Below are 18,767 nucleotides of genomic sequence, written 5' to 3'. Positions count from 1 at the left end.
CTGCTATTGACAATCAGAGCATTTATACTTATTGTAAATAATAATTCATAATGTAATGGTTAGTGTTCTTGTAGTACTTTGTAAGCAAAAGCCTACTACAATATAGTTAATGTTCTTAAATATAGTATCAGAAAATATAATATTATGAATATTGTTGTCAAGCACAGCTAATTGTATGGGAAAACCTATACTTTGTATGCGAAGAGAAACGACAAAAGTGCATTTCATCGATAAACCCAACAATAGACACAGTTGACGAATCATGAATTATCATCTCCCTTTTAAGCTTTAAACTCAGTATTTAAGAGCTATAGCGCTTTTCAATATTCTGTTACGTACGAGTTTACCTAAACGAAAAAATGTGATATAAAAAAAGGGACGAAGCCATGCTCCATCCCTTCTTGGTTGGTCGGTCTATTTTCCTTTATTCCACCACTATAAATTCAGAACGCCTGTTCATTTGGTGTTGTACTTTGGTACAGGGCACCCCATTGCTACACTCGTTCGTCAATTGGGTTTCCCCGAAGCCCTCAAAGGAGATCCGGTTTTCAGGAATGCCCTGGGCAATTAGATAATCCGCCGTGGACTTCGCCCTGTTGGTCGACAGCCACATGTTGTAGGCATCGTTGGCACGCGAATCGGTATGGGAACGTACCTGTACTTTCACCTCCGGAAATTCGTTCAAATAGGCCAATACCTTTTTGATGCTTATCTTGGCGTCCTCCCGGATAAAGTATTTGTCGAAATCGAAATAGATCGGTTCGATGCCCAGGTACTTCGCCAAGTCGGTTCCCAGCGGTGCCGGTCTTACGGTTTTGGCCAATACCACCTCTATGCCCGTGGCATCCTTTCCCTTGACCGTGGCGAACACCTTGTCGCCATCGTCGTAATCGCTTTTTGAGGCCACTACCTTGTAATTTCCGTCCTTGCAGTTGCCTCCCATGTTAAAGGCCCCGTCGGCATCGGTCCGCGATGTGGAGACCACATGGTTTTCCTTGTCATATAAAGTAATGGCGGCATGGGCCAACAGCTCGCCGGTCTCCTCGTCCCTGACCGTTCCGGCTATCAAGGTATGGCACTTGAGGTCCAATGGCTTTGTCTCCGTAAAACTGTAGATATCGTCATCCCCATGTCCGCCTTCGCGATTCGAGGCGAAGAAGCCTTTTTGGGTCTCTTCATCGATTATATACGAAAAATCGTCCTCCTCCCCGTTCAGGGGCCTGCCTACGTTCACCACCTGGCCCGCTTCCATTTCCTTTAGATCGATCGCGAACACATCGAGTCCGCCCAGCCCAGGGTGCCCGTCACTGGAAAAATAAAGTACGTCGGAACCCGTTATGAAGGGAAAGGTCTCCCTGGCCTCCGTATTGATCTTGGGGCCCAGGTTTTGGGGCGTGCCGAAGCTGCCGTCCCCGTGGATGTCCACCACAAAAATATCCGACTCCCCGACCGTTCCCGGCATATCGGAGGCGAAATACAGCTTGTTTTCCTCTTTGTTCAGTGCAGGGTGGGCCACCGAGTAGCCATCATCGTTAAAGGGAAGCTCCTCGATATTTTTCCATTCGCCGTCCACCAACCTTACCCTGTAGATCTTCAACCGGCTGATCCCTTCTTCATCCCTTGAGAACTTGCCGTTGTTGGAGTTGTTCCGGGTAAAGTACATGGTCTTGCCGTCCTTGGTGAAGGCCGTGGAGGACTCGTGTGTTTTTTTGTTCAGCCTATTGGAAAGTCTATCTACCCCGATAAAATTTCCCTGCCCATCTTGTGAAGCCTTGTACAGGTTCAAAAAGGAGCCGTTGTTCCACTTGTGGATCTTCTTTGACAGGAGGCCGCTGTCACGGGCGGTCGAAAAGATCAGGTCCTCCCCGTAAAAGGAAGGTGCAAAATCGGACACCTTGGAATTGAGCCCTAAATTCTGGATCTCGTACCTACCCGAATTGGCCTCTATCCGCTCCAAGTAGTCCGTGTTCTCGCCGAAGCGTTCCGCGCGCCGGTCGTTGGCCCTGGCCTCCCTGAACCTGTTCATCCACCTGTCGGAGGCTTCGTAATCCTCCAAGGACTTGAGCGTCTGGGCGTAGCGGTAGATGTATTCGGGGTCGATATCGGCCGTATCGAGCTCGAAGAGCTTCCCGTACCACTTCGATGCCTCGGCGTACCTGGCGTTGTAGTAATTGGCGTTGCCGAGGTTCTTGAATATCCGCTCTTCACTATACCCGTCGGCCACCAGGTCCTCATAGGACCGTATGGCCGGTGCATAGGCGAAGTCGGAGAACCTGTTCTCGGCCTTTTCCAGTTTTCTCTCCTGTCCTTGGGCGATACAGGTTATTACGGCGAGGGCGCAGAAAATATATTTTGCTCTTTTCATATCGGGTCGTTAAAAGAATCTAGGGGTTAGTACTCGTTTGTAGCGGGTAAGGAACTCGTATCTTAGGAATATCTCGAAGGAGCCGTCGTTGAAGCGTGCCGCCCCAAGATCGGTGACCTCCCTGTCGTAGGCCAGCCCCAACATAAGCTGGTCGCTCAACTGAAAACCGAAGAGCGCACTCACTGCCGCATCCCATCTATAGGCCGCCCCCAAGGAGAACTTGTCGTTAAACAGAAAGCTCGCGCTGAAATCGATCTGCAAGGGCGCCCCTTTAACCGCTTTGACCAAGGCCGCAGGCTTGAACTTCCACCTTTGGTTCATATCGAACACATAGCCCGTGATAAGGTAGAGGTTCATACGCTCCTCCGCCAGAAAAGAACTGCTGTCGGTGTTGGAATTGTCGAAGTGCTCCGTCTGTAAAAAGTTCGGCACCGATAGTCCCGCATAGAAACGCTCCGTATGGTAGTATACCCCTGCCCCGAAATTGGGCGCGAACTTGTTGTCGATGTTGGGCAGGTTGCTCTCCGCACCGTAGTTCCTCAGCTTCGAGAAGTCGATGTTCAAAAGGTGGCCTCCCGCCTTCAGGCCGAAGGACAGCTTCCCTTCCTCCGAGGTGTGCACCGTATAGGAAAAAACCCCGTCGATATAGGTATCCTGGTTGGTGCCGTTGCCGATCTCGTCATTCACCACCGAGAGGCCCAGGCCCACCGAGTTCGATACCGGGGTATGGAAGTTCAGGGTCTGGGAGGTAGGCGCCCCCTCGAGGCCCACCCACTGCGAGCGGTGCAGGGCCGCAATGCTGAACACGCCCCGGGAACCCGCATAGGCGGGGTTCACCGCAATCGTATTGTACATATACTGTGTGTACTGGGCGTCCTGCTGGGCACGGGCCGAGACAAGGCCGGCAAAAATCGACAGGACCGCTATAACTAGTTTTTTCATGTTTATCGTTTGTATTGGAGGAAATTTATCTGTTGACATATAGGTAACCTGCCTTGCTCAGGTATTCTCCCTTGTTTTCGTATTTGATCACATAGAAGTACACCCCTACAGGCAATTTGGAATCCACTTGGATCGTCGCCCTTCCGTTGGAGACGCCCCTAAAGGAAGCGGGACCGTTGTCGTAGCCCGACATCTCGTACACCAGTACGCCCCAACGGTTGTAGATCTGTACCTTGTTGTTCGGGAACGACTCGATGTTGTCGATCTCGAAGTAGTCGTTTACCCCGTCGTTGTCCGGTGTTATGATCTCGTTGGTGACCGAAATGCCGGTCTCTACCAATTCCGGATCACAGCCTGCTTCCAAGGTAGGTACTCCATTTATGGAATCACAAGGATTCAAGGGATCGGTACCGTCCTCCAGTTCCTGGCCATCGGGGATCGTATCCCCATCGGTATCGGCATTGTTCGGATCCGTGCCTATGGCCTCTTCTTGTGAAGTGGTCAGACCATCTTCATCACAATCGGAGATCAGATAATCGCCTCCTTGCTCCAAGCTTATGCTAGCCTCATCGTAATCACATGGATCTTCCGGATTGGTCCCGTCTTCCAACTCTTGACCATTGGTTACCCCGTCCCCGTCACAATCGGCAACTAGGTAATCGCCAGAGAAATCCAAGGTAACATGCTCGATTACGTAATCACAAGGATTGTTCGGATCGGTACCATCGGCCTCTTCTTGGGTATCAAGTACGCCGTCGCCATCACTATCTCCCATCTCCCTAAAGTCTACTTCAGGAGTTGTTGGGTCATCATCATTATCGGTTCCGTCGGCCCCAGTATCCAAATCGTTGTTCACGTCATTACCAAGAGTATCATCGAAGCCGTCGTCAAGACCGTCGTTATCGCTGTCGGTTCCCGTAAGGCTGCCTTGTCCGGCCTCCACTACATCTGAATATCCATCATCATCGGAGTCGGCATCCAAATAATCGGGTGTACCGTCACCATCGGTGTCCACGGGTGTGATACCGTTTGGATAGTTCGTATCCACTCCGTTGGCATCGAAGGTGTTGTCAGGAGCCTCATAACCCGTTGTAGGCTGCACCTCCACGTTGTCGGGAATACCGTCGTCATCGGCATCGATATCGAGGTAGTCGGGGTTGCCCGTACCATCGGTGTTCACCGGTGTGGTACCCTCGGAGCTATCGGCCTGGCCGTTGTTGTCCGCATCCGCGAAGCCGGTATCGTTATTATCGATCATACCGTCGTTGTTCGTATCCAAGGCTCCGTTGCCCGATTCTAGGACGTCTAGGATACCGTCGTTGTCGCTATCCAAATCGAAGTGGTTGGGGATACCGTCACCGTCAAAGTCGAAGTCCGGCTCCACCATTCCGTTGTCGTCCCCGATCGCAGGGTCGGCAGGATCATCGTCCAAGTAGTTCGGAACCCCGTCGTTGTCGTCGTCCGCACTTGGGTCGGTGCCCTTGGACTCGTCCACGTCGGCAATGCCGTCGTTATCGTCATCGAGGTCCACCGTATCTGGAATACCGTCTTGGTCGTGGTCAAGTACCGATCTAAAGTCCACTTCCGTTAGGTCGGCATCGTCTTCATTATCGGTTCCGTCGGCCCCTGTATCCAAATCGTCGTTCACGTCGTTGCCCGGGGTATCGTCGAAGCCGTCGTCAAGACCGTCATTATCGCTGTCCGTACCTGTAAGGGCACCCTGACCAGCTTCCAGTACATCGTCGACACCATCATCATCGGAGTCGGCATCCAAATAATCGGGCGTACCGTCACCATCGGTGTCCTCGGGAACCAATCCTCCCGGATAGTTCGTATCCACTCCGTTGGCATCGAAGGCATCCGCGGGAGCTACGTAACCCGTTGTAGGCTGCGCCTCCACATTGTCGGGGATACCATCGTCATCGGCGTCGATATCGAGGTAGTCGGGGTTGCCCGTACCATCGGTGTTCACCGGTGTGGTACCCTCGGAGCTATCGGCCTGGCCGTTGTTGTCCGCATCAGCGAAGCCGGTATCGTTGCTATCGATCATACCGTCGTTGTTCGTATCCAAATCGCCATTGCCCGATTCTAGTACGTCGAGGATACCGTCGTTGTCGCTATCCAAATCGAAGTGGTTCGGGATACCGTCACCGTCAAAGTCGAAATTGGGCTCCACCATTCCATTGTCGTCCCCGATCGCAGGGTCGGCAGGATTATCGTCCAAGTAGTTCGGAACGCCGTCGTTGTCGTCGTCCGCACTTGGGTCGGTGCCGTTGGACTCGTCCACGTCGGCAATGCCGTCGTTATCGTCGTCGAGGTCCACCGTATCTGGAATACCGTCTTGGTCGTGGTCAAGTACCGATCTAAAGTCCACTTCCGTTAGGTCGGCATCGTCTTCATTATCGGTTCCGTCGGCCCCAGTATCCAAGTCGTTGTTCACGTCGTTACCCGGGGTATCGTCGAAGCCGTCGTCAAGACCGTCATTATCGCTGTCCGTACCTGTAAGGCTACCTTGTCCGGCCTCCACTACATCTGAATATCCATCATCATCGGAGTCGGCATCCAAATAATCGGGCGTACCGTCACCATCGGTGTCCTCAGGCGTGATACCGTTAGGATAGTTCGTATCCACTCCGTTGGCATCAAAGGCATCCGCGGGAGCTACATAACCCGTCGTAGGCTGCGCCTCCACGTTGTCGGGAATACCGTCGTCATCGGCATCGATATCGAGGTAGTCGGGGTTGCCCGTACCATCGGTGTTCACCGGTGTGATGCCCTCGGAGCTATCGGCCTGGCCGTTGTTGTCCGCATCCGCGAAGCCGGTATCGTTGCTATCGATCATACCGTCGTTGTTCGTATCCAAATCTCCGTTGCCCGATTCTAGGACGTCTAGGATACCGTCGTTGTCGCTATCCAAATCGAAGTGGTTGGGGATACCGTCACCGTCAAAGTCGAAGTCCGGCTCCACCATTCCATTGTCGTCCCCGATCGCAGGGTCGGCAGGATCATCGTCCAAGTAGTTCGGAACGCCATCGTTGTCGTCGTCCGCACTTGGGTCGGTGCCGTTGGACTCGTCCACGTCGGCAATGCCGTCGTTATCGTCGTCATCGTCAAGAATATCCGTTATACCATCTTGGTCGTGGTCCAAAATCGACCTAAAATCAACCTCATCGGTATTTGTATCGTCATCATTATCCGTATCGATGGCACCGGCATCCAAATCGTTGTTCACGTCGTGGCCCGGGGTATCGTCGAAGCCGTCGTCAAGACCATCTCCATCGGTGTCCGTACCTGTAAGGCTACCTTGTCCGGCCTCCACTACATCTGAATATCCATCATCATCGGAGTCGGCATCCAAATAATCGGGCGTACCGTCACCATCGGTGTCCACAGGTGTGATACCGTTAGGATATTTGGTATCAATACCATTGGCATCGAAGGTGTTGTCGGGAGCCTCATAACCCGTTGTAGGCTGCGCCTCCACGTTGTCGGGAATACCATCGTCATCGGCGTCGATGTCCAGATAGTCGGGGTTGCCCGTACCATCGGTGTTCACCGGTGTGGTGCCCTCGGAGCTGTCGGCCTGACCGTTGTTGTCCGCATCCGCGAAGCCGGTATCGTTTCTATCGATCATACCGTCGTTGTTCGTATCCAAGGCTCCGTTGCCCGATTCTAGGACGTCGAGGATACCGTCGTTGTCAGAATCCAGGTCTAAATGGTTGGGTACATTGTCCCCATCAAAATCATCTATTGGTAGCGCCGTACCAGTGCCATCCGTATCCACTATATCAGAAAGTCCGTCACCATCGGCATCCTCAATAGGTCCGGCACCAATGATACCATCGTTATCAGGGTCTGAACCACCTGCTTCGGTTACATCGGAAATACCATCGTTATCGGAATCCGTATCCAATCGATCATCCCTTCCATCACCATCGGTATCCGGATTTTCCAAAGGCGTACCCGAGGTAGCCGGACCAACAGGGTCTACGCTATCGGCCAGACCGTCGTGGTCAGTATCCGTAGCATGGGTATCGATAACTCCATCTCCGTCGGCATCCGATCCGCCCGCTTCGGTTACATCGGGGATACCATCGTTATCGGAATCCAGATCCAATCTATCCTTTACCCCATCGTTATCGGAATCTTCGTCCGGAAGCGGGTTCGTTTCAAATTCATCGGCTAAACCATCGTTATTGGTATCGACCATAGAAGTTGGATCACCGGGAGTCGGGTAGTCTACACGTCCGTCACCATCGGTATCGGTACCTCCGGCTTCGGTAATATCGGGAATACCGTCGTTATCGGAATCCAAATCAATACTATCGGGAATACCATCCCCATCGGTATCACAATTCTCGGTCTTAATTCCGTAAGTTATGTTGGCCAGGTTATCATCGAACTGTCCGTCGTTGTAATAGAAATATAAGGGTCCGCTATTCGTTGATACCGGAATACTTGTGGGCACCAAGGGATCTACAGGCCCCAACAGTTCGTCCACACCGTCTTCATAAGTTCCGTTTCCGTTCAAATCTACAATGGCGTAGAACAGGTAATAGCCATTGTTTACGATTCCCCCACTCGATGGATCTACCGTATTTTGGGTAAAATCGGAATAATAAACGGCCGTACTGCCATTAATTGTCGCCCCTCCCCGAGCAGGCTCGGTCAAGTAAACATTGATGGTCCTTCCTTCGAAAACTCCATCTTGGGCCACTCCGGTCAGAATACCTCCGGTAGCCACGTTCTCGATGTCGAAGAAGTATTTTACCCCAGCTTCCACTACGGCATTGGCACTTTGTAAAGTACTAATGTTCGAGTGTAAGGTTTGACTGGTAGTGATATAGCTACAACTATTTTCATCCACATCCAAAATTCCGTCATTATCGTCATCGATATCGACCGTATCCATAATACCATCGCCATCGGTATCCAATATTGACCTAAAGTCTACCTCGTTCGGATCTAGGTCGTCTACATTATCGGTAGCAAGGGCCCCTATATCCAGGTCGTTGTTGACATCATTACCGGGCGTATCGTCAAAGGCATCGTTCAGTCCATCGTTATCGCTGTCGGCCAAAGGATCCATAATGATACCTTGCCCTGCCTCGAACACATCGTACACCCCGTCATTATCGGAATCAGGGTCTAAGTAATCAGGAATTAGGTCGCCATCCGTATCTACAGGGGTCAGTCCGGTTGGATAATTGGTATCCAATCCATTGGTAGCCTCTGCATTGGCCGGGGCCACATAACCTGCTGTTGTCTGTGCCTCTACATTGTCGGGAATACCGTCATCATCGGCATCGATGTCCAAGTAATCCGATTTACCATCCTCATCGGTATCAGGAATTAGTAAGGGAGAAGCTGCCGTAGCATCGTCCCAACCGTCGGTAGTCGTAGTATCATCGAAACCATCGATCCTTCCGTCACCGTCCACGTCCGTACCCCCGGCCTCGGTAGTATCGGTAATGCCATCGTTATCAGAATCAATATCCAAATAATCGGGTAGGCCATCGCCGTCAAAATCAGATATCGGCAAGGCAGTTCCCCCGCCATCACCTGGAGTACCTTGGGTGGTATTATCGTCCGTATCCACAATATTCGAAAGTCCGTCGCCGTCATCATCCGCTATGGCCCCTGTACCGATCCTACCATCGTTGTCGGGATCCGTACCTCCAGCTTCAAGCACATCGGGAATACCGTCGTTATCGGAATCGAGGTCCAATCGATCATCCAAACCATCGCCATCGGTATCCGGATTTTCCAAAGGCATACCCGCCGTAGCAGGCCCTACAGGGTCTACACTATCGGCAAGACCATCATTGTCGGCATCGGTCATAAACGTATCTATGATACCATCGCCATCGCCATCGACGCCTCCAGCTTCGGTTACATCGGGGATACCATCATTATCGGAGTCCAGATCCAATCGGTCTAAAACACCGTCATTATCAGAATCCCCATCAGGCAGCGGTGTAGCATCGACACTATCGGCAACACCATTGCCATCGGCATCGGTAAAACCATCAATGGCCCCATCGCCATCGGTATCGGCACCACCGGCTTCCAATGTATCGGTAACACCGTCGTTATCGGCATCGAGGTCTAGGTAATCAGGGTTACCATCACCATCGGTATCGATGGGATCAATGCCATCGGTATCGGTCCCCACCACGGGAATGCCCGTTGCCGGATCGATTGCTCCTGGAGCGTTAAAGCTACTTGTGGCCTGTGCCTCGACCGTATCCAGAATACCGTCGTTATCACTATCCAAATCGTAAGCATTAATAATTCCGTCCCCGTCGAAATCCCCCGAATTATCAGTTGTACCATCGCCGTCCGTGTCAAAAATATTCGAAGTGGAATTGGTCTGTACACAACCGATTTGCGGCGTACATGGAACACTACCTTCGGGACCATCTGTCGTATCGTTATCGACAACATCCGCAAGTCCGTCGTTATCCACATCGGTTAGGTTATCCAATACCCCATCACCATCGGCATCTTTATTTCCTTCTCCCAACTCAACGATATCGGTAATACCGTCGTTATCGGAATCCAAGTCCAAATGGTTGGGAACCCCGTCTCCGTCCGTATCAAAATTGATACAAACCCCATTGGCGTTCAGTCCGCCACAGGCAGGGAAATCGGTATCGTAATAATTGGGGGTTCCATCGCCATCCAAATCAGCATCGGGGTCTGGCAAGCCCATGGTGGCGCAATCCCATCCGTCGACGCCATCAAAATTGGCAGCACAGAAATCCGGATCCCCATAGTCCAAAACCCCGTCGCCATCGGCATCCCCGTTATATACCTCAATCACATCGGGAATACCATCGTTATCGTTGTCCAAATTCAGCGGAGCACCGGAAACTACCGGAACCTCAATCTGTATGGCCTCACACTGACAGTTGGTACTTGAAGGCAGGAACTCTACGATAAGGTTGTTGCCCGAACAAGCGGCACCCGCAGTGGTAAACACGATTTCCTCGACAATAGTCGAAGAATTTGGTACCGTAGAAGCGACCGTTCCCGTGGCAATGGCGGCTCCCAAAATTTCCCCGTTTACATCGGCACAGTACACATTATAGGTATAACCAGCAGCGGCATCCAAGGCACTGAGGTTCTCTATATCTATCGACAAGTTATATTCGTAGTTATTGCCGGTATCTACCGTAAAGAAGCTGTCGTTCGCGGTGCCCGCCAAAACCGGTTTCTCCAAAGGCATGGTCTCGTACGAGAACCCTGGGGATACCTGAAATTCGGAACAGGCAGTGCCCCCGCAAGACATGGTACCTACCGTTACATAATTTGTAATATGTATCTCTTCGGTATCATCGCAAATACCTTCATTGGTCGTTATAAAATCAAAGTCGAAGGAAATGCTCTCGCCCGGTGCTACCCCGGCCGGATATTTTACAATAATCTCTTGGTGGTCGCCCACGGTCGTAACAGATTCAAAGGTTGCCACATGGGTTCCCGTACCTGTAAACGAAGCATCGACATATTCAATGCCCGGCCTTAGCTCAATCAAGGCATAATCGGAAGCCCCGGTGCTATTGGAACCGGCTATCAAAGTCTCCACATTTATGGTTTCGGTAACGCCACACCCTTGGATCGGGGCTCCAAAACCAGGTAGGTTAATGGTGCTTAAAGCGTCATAGGGTGCCACGGCCCCTGTTGCCTCTATCGCATCGGAAACCACACGGGAACCATTGCCAAAGGCCGGGTCGCCACACGGACTCTCACCATATACCTTAAAGGTAAGTGGCGAGTTGGAAATAAAATCGCACATCAACTGCAGCTCAAGGTCTACATGTACAGTTCGGTCGTCGACCGAATTATTGGCCGGATTACCGGCAATACCGCTTATGGCGGCAATACCCGAATGTTCCATCAGGTTTACCGTTGCCGTCCCATCGGTAATGGTAACGCTTACCGTTTCGGAATTACCCGAATTTTTGGGATATTCTACCTCGGCTTCCACAATATCGATACCTGTTGCACCTCCGGGAATGGCAAATTCCAATCTCGGGTTGACCAAGTCGGCCAATTGCGCACTTATGATGTCCAATTCTACATGAAAAGGGGTACACAAATCTTGTGATGACACGGGCTGATCGGTAATACCTATCTGAACCTGTGCATTTTTAGGTTCCAAGGTAATGGAGGTCGAATTCTGATAGCAAGACGCACCGACCGCCTGAAAATCGGATACATCGACATGGGTATCGGGATACCCTGGGTAGCCCAAACAATCCCATCCATGTTCTACCAAGACCGTTAGATCGGAGCAATCCTCAAAATCGCCCTTGAAGCGAATCGATTTGGTAGCGCCCGAAGCTATGGCCCCGGCCTCTATCCATGTTTTATCCCCTGCCTGATAAAAATTGACCGCAGTCTCGACACCTCCGGAAACACTGAAGGCATCGGTAATGTTTATTCCCACGGGTACCGTAACCTGTAACCAGTTGTAGTCGATATCCTGGGGACTCGTATTGCTAATATTTACGTCGAAATCTACTTTATAGGCGTCTCCGTTGACCGTAGGCAAGGGAGATTGCACGATAAAGGTAGGCTGTGTATAGCTGAATTTATTGGTATTCGTAAAACTCGTACTGACAGGGCTTGCATAGGCAAAATCCTGATAGTTGATGGTATAATCGTACGAAGCCTCCGTAGGCGAGTTGCAGGTACCCACAAACTCTACCTCGAACCTTTGGTACACCAAGCCCGTTTGGTCCCTGTTCACAAAATTCGGTCCCGGTGTTATTATCACCTGTCCGTTGCTCTCCGTTGCAACAAACTCGCCCGTTGCGGTAGAATAGTTGTTGCTGCTGAAAGCGTTGGACGTAACGTTACCGGTAAACCTTGCCCCTTCGGGGATATCTACGACCGTGGACTCCCAAATGGTCATAGGACGGTACTCATCGGCAAACATGTCGCTAGGTGACATATTATGTGTAAAGTACATATAGCCCAGTGAAGGCGTACAGCCCTCGCCCGAGCGGGTTTGGTTACTGCCATAAATATTGGGTCTGGAGTAATAGGCGCGATCGCCCCAAGTATCACAACCTACCCTGTTCGCTTCCGTATGTGCGGAATCCGTATAGGCATAAAACTCTCCCCTGAAGTTGGTAAGCTCAAAATAATCGACAACTTGAAAATCTTTACTGAACTCAAAGGTCAGTTCCAGTTCGACCACATCGTTCTCCGTAGCGTCGCCTTCATATTCGTAACCCGGACCTATCAAACTTCGATCGTCGCTTAGGTCAAAGGTCAAAAGGTGTTCTGTGGAACCGTTGGTGGTCAAAACAGGGGCATTCGCCAAAACTCCCGATTGGGATGTAGACGGGGTATCATTGATCGTAATTTTAGAATCGACCAAGGTAATTATTCCCGCACCTCCTGCAGCGGCACTGGCCGTATTATAAGTAAGGTCGAAATAAAGGTTATCGAGGGAAACATTGTTGATGGAGGCCTTGGTGGTCACTTTCATTTGATCTCCCGCCAAATACTTTTTGATACCGTCGGTATTCTCGTCGAGTACAACCGCCGTAGACATGGTTTCATCCGTCCATCCGGCCGTAATCCTTTCAGCGGTAAAATCTTCGATTACCGGACCGACACAACCGCCTGGGCAATGCGTAAAAATATTAACCGTACCGCAGTGTATGTCTTGGCTCCAACAAACCCCGCTCGATCCCGTAGCCGTAAAATTAGTGGTATAGGATATGCTTTTCATTCCGTTGGTACCACAGGTATATGTCAATGGAAATTCTACCCATTCCTTAAAAGTGTTACCACTCATGTTCGTAGTGGTATACGTAATCTGGCTTCCCGATTGCGAAAAATCAGGGGAAGCCGATGCCTGTAGCTCCATTCCGGCAGGCACATCGATGGTTATGGTCCACAACGAGCTGGCCTTGTTGGAGAATATGGCCTCGCCGTCGATGGTAGGCCTACCCGAACCGCCCGCATATATCGAGGGAGCTATTTTTAAGGTAAAATCCTCATTGTTTGTAATATCGGTGGGCGCCTCAATTTCGGTTACGTTCTGGTAATCACGAATGATATTGAAATAGTTAAGGTCTATACGCTCAGGGACACGGTCTCCTTTACACTGATCTTTAAAATAGACATCGAAATAGGTGTGCTCCCACCCCATATAATCATATCTTCCTGTACCACAGACATCCCTAGGGGATATTTCAAAATCGAAGGACAGTTCCGTTGAAGCGTTCGGAGGCAAATCGTCATAGAAGCCGTCGCTGTCCAAGTCATCAAAACCGTAGTTCGGCCCATCGGGATCCGAGGTAAAGAAATCAGGCGGTATGGATATGGTATTGCCAGACCCCCTGCCCGGATATGATGTACTCGGCTTTGTACCCGGGTTAAAAGAAGCATTGGTCCCAAACCTGAAATTTGAAACCTTTCTTGTATTGTAATAATCAAAATCCCAAAGGGGATTCGTATATGCAGTGGTTACGGCCGAGGTGTTGTGGCCCATTCCCAAGTTAATACCCACGTCCAAGGCCATGGAGCCTTCGGTCGTTTTGGTATTCTCTATTTTAACGGTATAGGTAACGGCATTACACAAATCTGGCGTTGTAGACCCAACTTTGGTCAAGGCTATGGCAGGTACGCTCGTCCCAAAATTCAAGGAACCCGTCTGTGGCGACGCCGCCTGACATGTTTCCCCCGGGCTACATCCCCAATAGGCATTATGTACTACGGCCGTGTCTAAACAATCGTCTACCCTAAATTCTTCCTGTAAGACAATGGTCTCGCCGTTTTCGAAGCAGCTATTTTTATTACCCACATCTTCGAACGTTTCAGAATTTAAATCGATGGTAACCGTATACACCCCGTCTACCATAGTACCCAAAGGTTCTCCGTTATAGGACAAGGAATAGACATCCCTTACGTCCTCACCAACATTTACATAATAGGTAAAGCTTTCGGTACAGCCATTTCCCCCTTGTGCGATTACAATATCCCTGACATAAGTTTGGCCTACGTTGGCATTTATTGTAGGTATGGAAGAAATGTTCAACGATGCCGCCATTAAATCGTAGGAAGGGGGATCGCTCTCCGAATCTGAATTGGCCCCACCGGCATCTTGGAAGTTGATCGTATAGGCATCTTTAAAGATGCCTCCAGAACCGGAAAACTCAACGGCATCGCAATTGGCACTCCGTTCAAAGGTAAAGGTTACCACATCGTTTACTTGCCAATTTTCATCATTGGGCCGCAGAATGGTAAAGATGGGATCGGACGACGTTCCCCCCTCGGAAATGACATAGTCCCCTGAACCGGATTGGGCCGTAATAGTTGCCGTGCCCGATACATACTCAATACCTAGGGGAAGATCGAAAGTGATACTAAAATCGTGACAATTGGCATTTTTACCTAGGATCGTCACTTCTTCCAACGAGTTGTTGACACCCCCACAGGTTGCAAGATCTTGCGGATTTACATCAACCTTGTAGCGGTTGTTTTCAAGTTGCGCATTTGAATTAATTGCATAGACAAAAGTCAAAACTACGGCAAGAATGCCGGTCTTAAGGGAGAACTTCATAAAAGAATGGTTAGCGTAATAAATAATTACCGTAAACTACAGGCAAATGGTGTTTATAGTTACCCAAATATATTGTTGAAGAAAAACCTAGACCATTTAATGTTGTGTGTTAAGGGCGGAGTGTATGGGAAATCTTAAATTTTGTATACGAACTCATTTTTCAACTGTGTATTTCATCGAAGATCCTTTTGGTACCAGTACCTAACAGAGGTGTTGTTTTCCTTTCAGATTATTGGGCATAATTAAAATCCGAAGTAAACTAGCTCTATATCACAGATCAGAACAAGGGAAATATGGCCTCAATGCCTAGCCTCCCATTGCCGCAATACAGTGAAAATTTCAGGGCTAGCAACAAATTTTGGTTTTATTCATTTGTTCGTTTTTCCAAGACAAATCTCAGGCGTTGTCACCCGACTCCTTCTAAAATAATTTGATACATTTGAGCTTCTTTTATGACCATCGTATTCCCTGCCTTGTATGAATTCAACTTATAAGAGTGTATTAACCATAGCCGGAAGCGATTCCGGGGGCTGTGCCGGTATTCAGGCCGACATTAAAAGTATCAGTGCCAATGGGGCTTTTGCGGCATCGGTCATAACCGCCACTACGGCCCAGAACACCCAGGGTGTTTTTGACATTCACCCCATACCCGTACCCCATATAAAAAAACAGTTGAAAGCCGTTCTTGGGGATATTGTCTTCGGTGCGGTCAAAATAGGAATGCTCCATTCTTCCGAAGTCATAGAAGCGGTACAAGAAACCCTTAAGGAATACCGTATAAGAAATATCGTCATAGATCCCGTAATGGTGGCCACGTCGGGTGACAGACTTCTGAACTCGGCAGCCCTGAACAGTCTAAAGTCATTTTTGGGCGATGCCCTCCTCATTACCCCTAACCTACCCGAGGCCGAACTCCTGATCGGCAAAAAAATAGATTCCGAAAAACTGGGTGAGGCGGCCAAGGAAATCGGGAATCGATTTCAAACCTCGGTATTATTGAAAGGGGGACACTTGGAAGTCTCAGATCAAATGACCGATACCTTATTTCTTTACGAAACCCAGAACACGGTTTTTATTCATAACAACTACATCGCCACAAAGAACACCCACGGAACTGGTTGCACCCTATCCTCGGCCATTGCGGCACAATTGAGCTTGGGTTTAACTCTAGAACCCGCCGTAAGAAAAGGGTGCTCCTACCTAAATGAAGCCATTGCCCATGGTAAGGACAGACGCCTTGGCAAGGGCCATGGACCCGTTCATCATTTTTTTTGACAATAAGTGTTATTTTTTATAAACACATATCTATAATTTTAAATATCCATTTCATTAAATATTTAAACAACGGCAGAAATAGATGAGTACCTATCAAACCTAAACCGTATGTAAGTTATGGAGTGGTTAGGGGAGCCCGAAAAAAATCCCCCATAAAACCATAAAACATTTTAACGACGGCGCTTGTGCTTCCTATTTTGCCCTAATTCCTTCGATATAAACATATGTGGTAGTATATAAAATATCTGTTGCTCCGATATAAGTTCTAAATTTGGAATTTCCCTCCTAGTTTAGAACACCACACCAATGAACAGAAAAATAATTTCGATTTTCACGTCAATTCTATGGCTATGCGTATCCTTTTGCGCTACGGCACAAGAATCATTACAGAAAGAATCATCGGTAAAATGGACCAATCCGTTTCCCCAAAACGAACTCGGCATCAGCTATACCATTACACCGAACGTCCTTCCCGACAATCAAGAGTTATTTGAAGTAAAGAAAAACAAAATCAAGGTCCTCTATGACTGGAAAGGCGATGAGGCCCCTTTCGGAATGATTACCTCTATACGTGAGTACAGTCATTTTAACCTAGAATTGGAATATAAATGGGGCAAACGCAAGTTCGCTCCCCGACAAGACGCCAAACGTGATGCCGGCATAGTTTTTCACGTACAAGGCGAAAAAGTCATCTGGCCCACCTGTTTGGAATGCCAGATACAAGAAGGTGACACGGGCGACCTATGGGTCATAAAAGGCCCAAAGGTAAGGTGGTTCCAGAAAGACGGTTCTGAAAAACTACTCGATTCAAGCGGTAAAAAAACATACCTAGAAGGTGACAAATACGGTAATTACGAAGTAGACGGTTGGAACAAGGTCCGTGTAGAGGTCAGGGGCTCACAAAGTGCCCGATTCTTTGAAAACGGACATCTGGTCAACGAGCTAAAAGACTTTTTAGATGCGGAAGGCCATCCTTTGGAAAAGGGCAATATAGCCCTACAGGCCGAAGGCTCAGAAATCATCTACAGAAACATAAGAATACAAGAGCTGAATTGATTAGATATTCTTAATACCAATATGTTCTATGAAAAAATATGTTGCCATATTACTAATTGCCTTTACCCACCTAGGCTTGGCCCAGCAAAAATTCAAACCCGAATGGGAAAGTTTGAAACAACATAAGGCCGCTCCCGATTGGTTTGCCGATGCCAAATTGGGCGTTTACTTCCATTGGGGCGTTTATAGCGTACCTGCTTGGGGAAGTGAATGGTACCCGAGGTGGATGTACATTTACGACCGTGAAGGTTGGGGTGAGGACATTTACGATTATCACAAAACAACCTATGGTAAGGATTTTCAATATCATGACTTTATCCCCCAGTGGAAAGGCGAAAAATTCAATGCCGTCGAGTGGGTCGATATGTTCGAAGGCATGGGGGCCAGATTCATCGGCTCCATTGCCGAACACCACGATGGCTTTTCGTTGTGGGACAGCAAGGTGAACGAATGGAACTCAAAAGCCATGGGTCCCGGTATCGACGTGGTCAAAGCTATAGGGGAAGAAACCAAAAAACGCAAGCTAAAGTTCATGGCCACCTTTCACCACGGTTTCCACATGATGTTCTACCCTAAGAACGAAAACACCTTTTTACGGCCTGTAAGCCAATTCAATTGGGTATACGATTCGGTTGAAGTACCCCAAGCCCCCAAATACCGTAAACTTTATGGCAATTTAGGCTATGATGAGGCGAACGACCTTTGGTTGGAAAAACTAAACGAGGTCATAGAGGCCCACTGCCCCGATTATATTTGGATGGATTTTGGGCAACGTTTTATCAAGGAAGGCCACAGAAAACAATTCTTGGCCAACTATTTCAACAAGGCCGAGGCATTGGGCAAAGAAGTCGTGGTCAATACCAAGGGCACTTTTTTTCCCACCGAACTGGCCGTGGTAAACGTCGAGCGGGCCACGATGGAGGATATTACCCCCGATGTTTGGATCACCGATTTTATATTAGGAAGTTCTTGGTGCTACAATCAGGCCAAACGTACCGCGATCAATCCGCATAAGGCCATTCGTATGTTGGCGGAAGTGGTCAGTAAAAATGGGGTAATGCTTTTATCGGCAGGTCCCATGGCCGATGGCACCATCCCCGAAGAACAGGTAAAGGCTATGGAAGGCATCGGTGCCTGGCTCAAGCTTTATGGGGAAGCCATTTATAACACCAAGCCCTTCGTAGCCTTTGGTGAAGGCCCCACCATCTTGAAACGCGACCCCAAAGACGCCTGGAACGCCTATGGGGCGATAAAAAAAGGTTTAGCCGACTTAAACTCCAATGATATCCGCTACACCCAAAAAGACAACATCGTCTATGCCATTCAACTCGGTTGGCCAGGTGAAAACAAAGAAAAGCTACTGACCGTTTTTGCCGATAAGGCCAAAGACAAAAAAATCAAATCGATTTCGGTCTTGGGCAGCAGGCAAAAAATAAAGTGGAAAAAAACAATGGAAGGCCTTTGGGTGACCTCCCCAAGAAAGAAACCCGAACAGGCCGAAGCCGCACTAGTCTATAAAATAGTATTCAATCAATAACAACAGAT

The 18,767-nt window shown here is 49.1% G+C and carries 6 protein-coding genes; 3 read left to right on the top strand and 3 right to left on the bottom strand.

The annotated features are described in order from the left end of the window. Positions 1-424: 424 nt before the first annotated feature. The 3 genes from B4Q04_RS16710 to B4Q04_RS16700 are packed head-to-tail and all read right to left on the bottom strand — an operon-like array spanning position 425 to position 14,891. Positions 425-2,365 carry an OmpA family protein gene (locus tag B4Q04_RS16710; protein WP_088697496.1) on the bottom strand — a complete coding sequence of 647 codons (1,941 nt, stop codon included), beginning with the start codon at positions 2,363-2,365 and terminating at the stop codon, positions 425-427. A 9-nt stretch (positions 2,366-2,374) separates the two neighbouring features. Continuing rightward, positions 2,375-3,307, bottom strand: coding sequence for a type IX secretion system membrane protein PorP/SprF (locus B4Q04_RS16705; RefSeq protein WP_201723410.1), 933 nt, complete (start codon positions 3,305-3,307; stop codon positions 2,375-2,377). Positions 3,308-3,332: 25 nt separating this feature from the next. Continuing rightward, positions 3,333-14,891, bottom strand: coding sequence for a gliding motility-associated C-terminal domain-containing protein (locus tag B4Q04_RS16700; protein WP_088697494.1), 11,559 nt, complete (start codon positions 14,889-14,891; stop codon positions 3,333-3,335). A gap of 477 nt (positions 14,892-15,368) precedes the next feature. On the opposite strand from B4Q04_RS16700, the gene thiD reads away from it, so the two are divergent. The 3 genes from thiD (at position 15,369) to B4Q04_RS16685 (ending at position 18,759) form a co-directional block, all read left to right on the top strand. Next, positions 15,369-16,166 carry a bifunctional hydroxymethylpyrimidine kinase/phosphomethylpyrimidine kinase gene (gene thiD, locus B4Q04_RS16695; protein WP_088697493.1) on the top strand — a complete coding sequence of 266 codons (798 nt, stop codon included), beginning with the start codon at positions 15,369-15,371 and terminating at the stop codon, positions 16,164-16,166. 306 nt (positions 16,167-16,472) lie between these two features. Continuing rightward, on the top strand, positions 16,473-17,222 hold the full coding sequence (locus B4Q04_RS16690; protein WP_088697492.1) for a DUF1080 domain-containing protein: 750 nt from the start codon (positions 16,473-16,475) through the stop codon (positions 17,220-17,222). Positions 17,223-17,250: 28 nt separating this feature from the next. Next, positions 17,251-18,759 carry an alpha-L-fucosidase gene (locus B4Q04_RS16685; RefSeq protein WP_088697491.1) on the top strand — a complete coding sequence of 503 codons (1,509 nt, stop codon included), beginning with the start codon at positions 17,251-17,253 and terminating at the stop codon, positions 18,757-18,759. The last annotated feature ends 8 nt before the right edge of the window (positions 18,760-18,767 follow it).

This window comes from Zobellia sp. OII3 (assembly GCF_002211465.1).
Lineage (GTDB): Bacteria > Bacteroidota > Bacteroidia > Flavobacteriales > Flavobacteriaceae > Zobellia > Zobellia galactanivorans.
Note: the sequence above shows the minus strand (reverse complement) of the source record. Positions and strands in the feature narration are given on the sequence as shown.

Bases quoted from the DNA above. Each gene is read 5' to 3' on its own strand.
- B4Q04_RS16710 (WP_088697496.1), bottom strand. From the start codon at position 2,365: ATGAAAAGAGCAAAATATATTTTCTGCGCCCTCGCCGTAATAACCTGT.
- B4Q04_RS16705 (WP_201723410.1), bottom strand. From the start codon at position 3,307: ATGAAAAAACTAGTTATAGCGGTCCTGTCGATTTTTGCCGGCCTTGTC.
- B4Q04_RS16700 (WP_088697494.1), bottom strand. From the start codon at position 14,891: ATGAAGTTCTCCCTTAAGACCGGCATTCTTGCCGTAGTTTTGACTTTT.
- thiD (WP_088697493.1), top strand. From the start codon at position 15,369: ATGAATTCAACTTATAAGAGTGTATTAACCATAGCCGGAAGCGATTCC.
- B4Q04_RS16690 (WP_088697492.1), top strand. From the start codon at position 16,473: ATGAACAGAAAAATAATTTCGATTTTCACGTCAATTCTATGGCTATGC.
- B4Q04_RS16685 (WP_088697491.1), top strand. From the start codon at position 17,251: ATGAAAAAATATGTTGCCATATTACTAATTGCCTTTACCCACCTAGGC.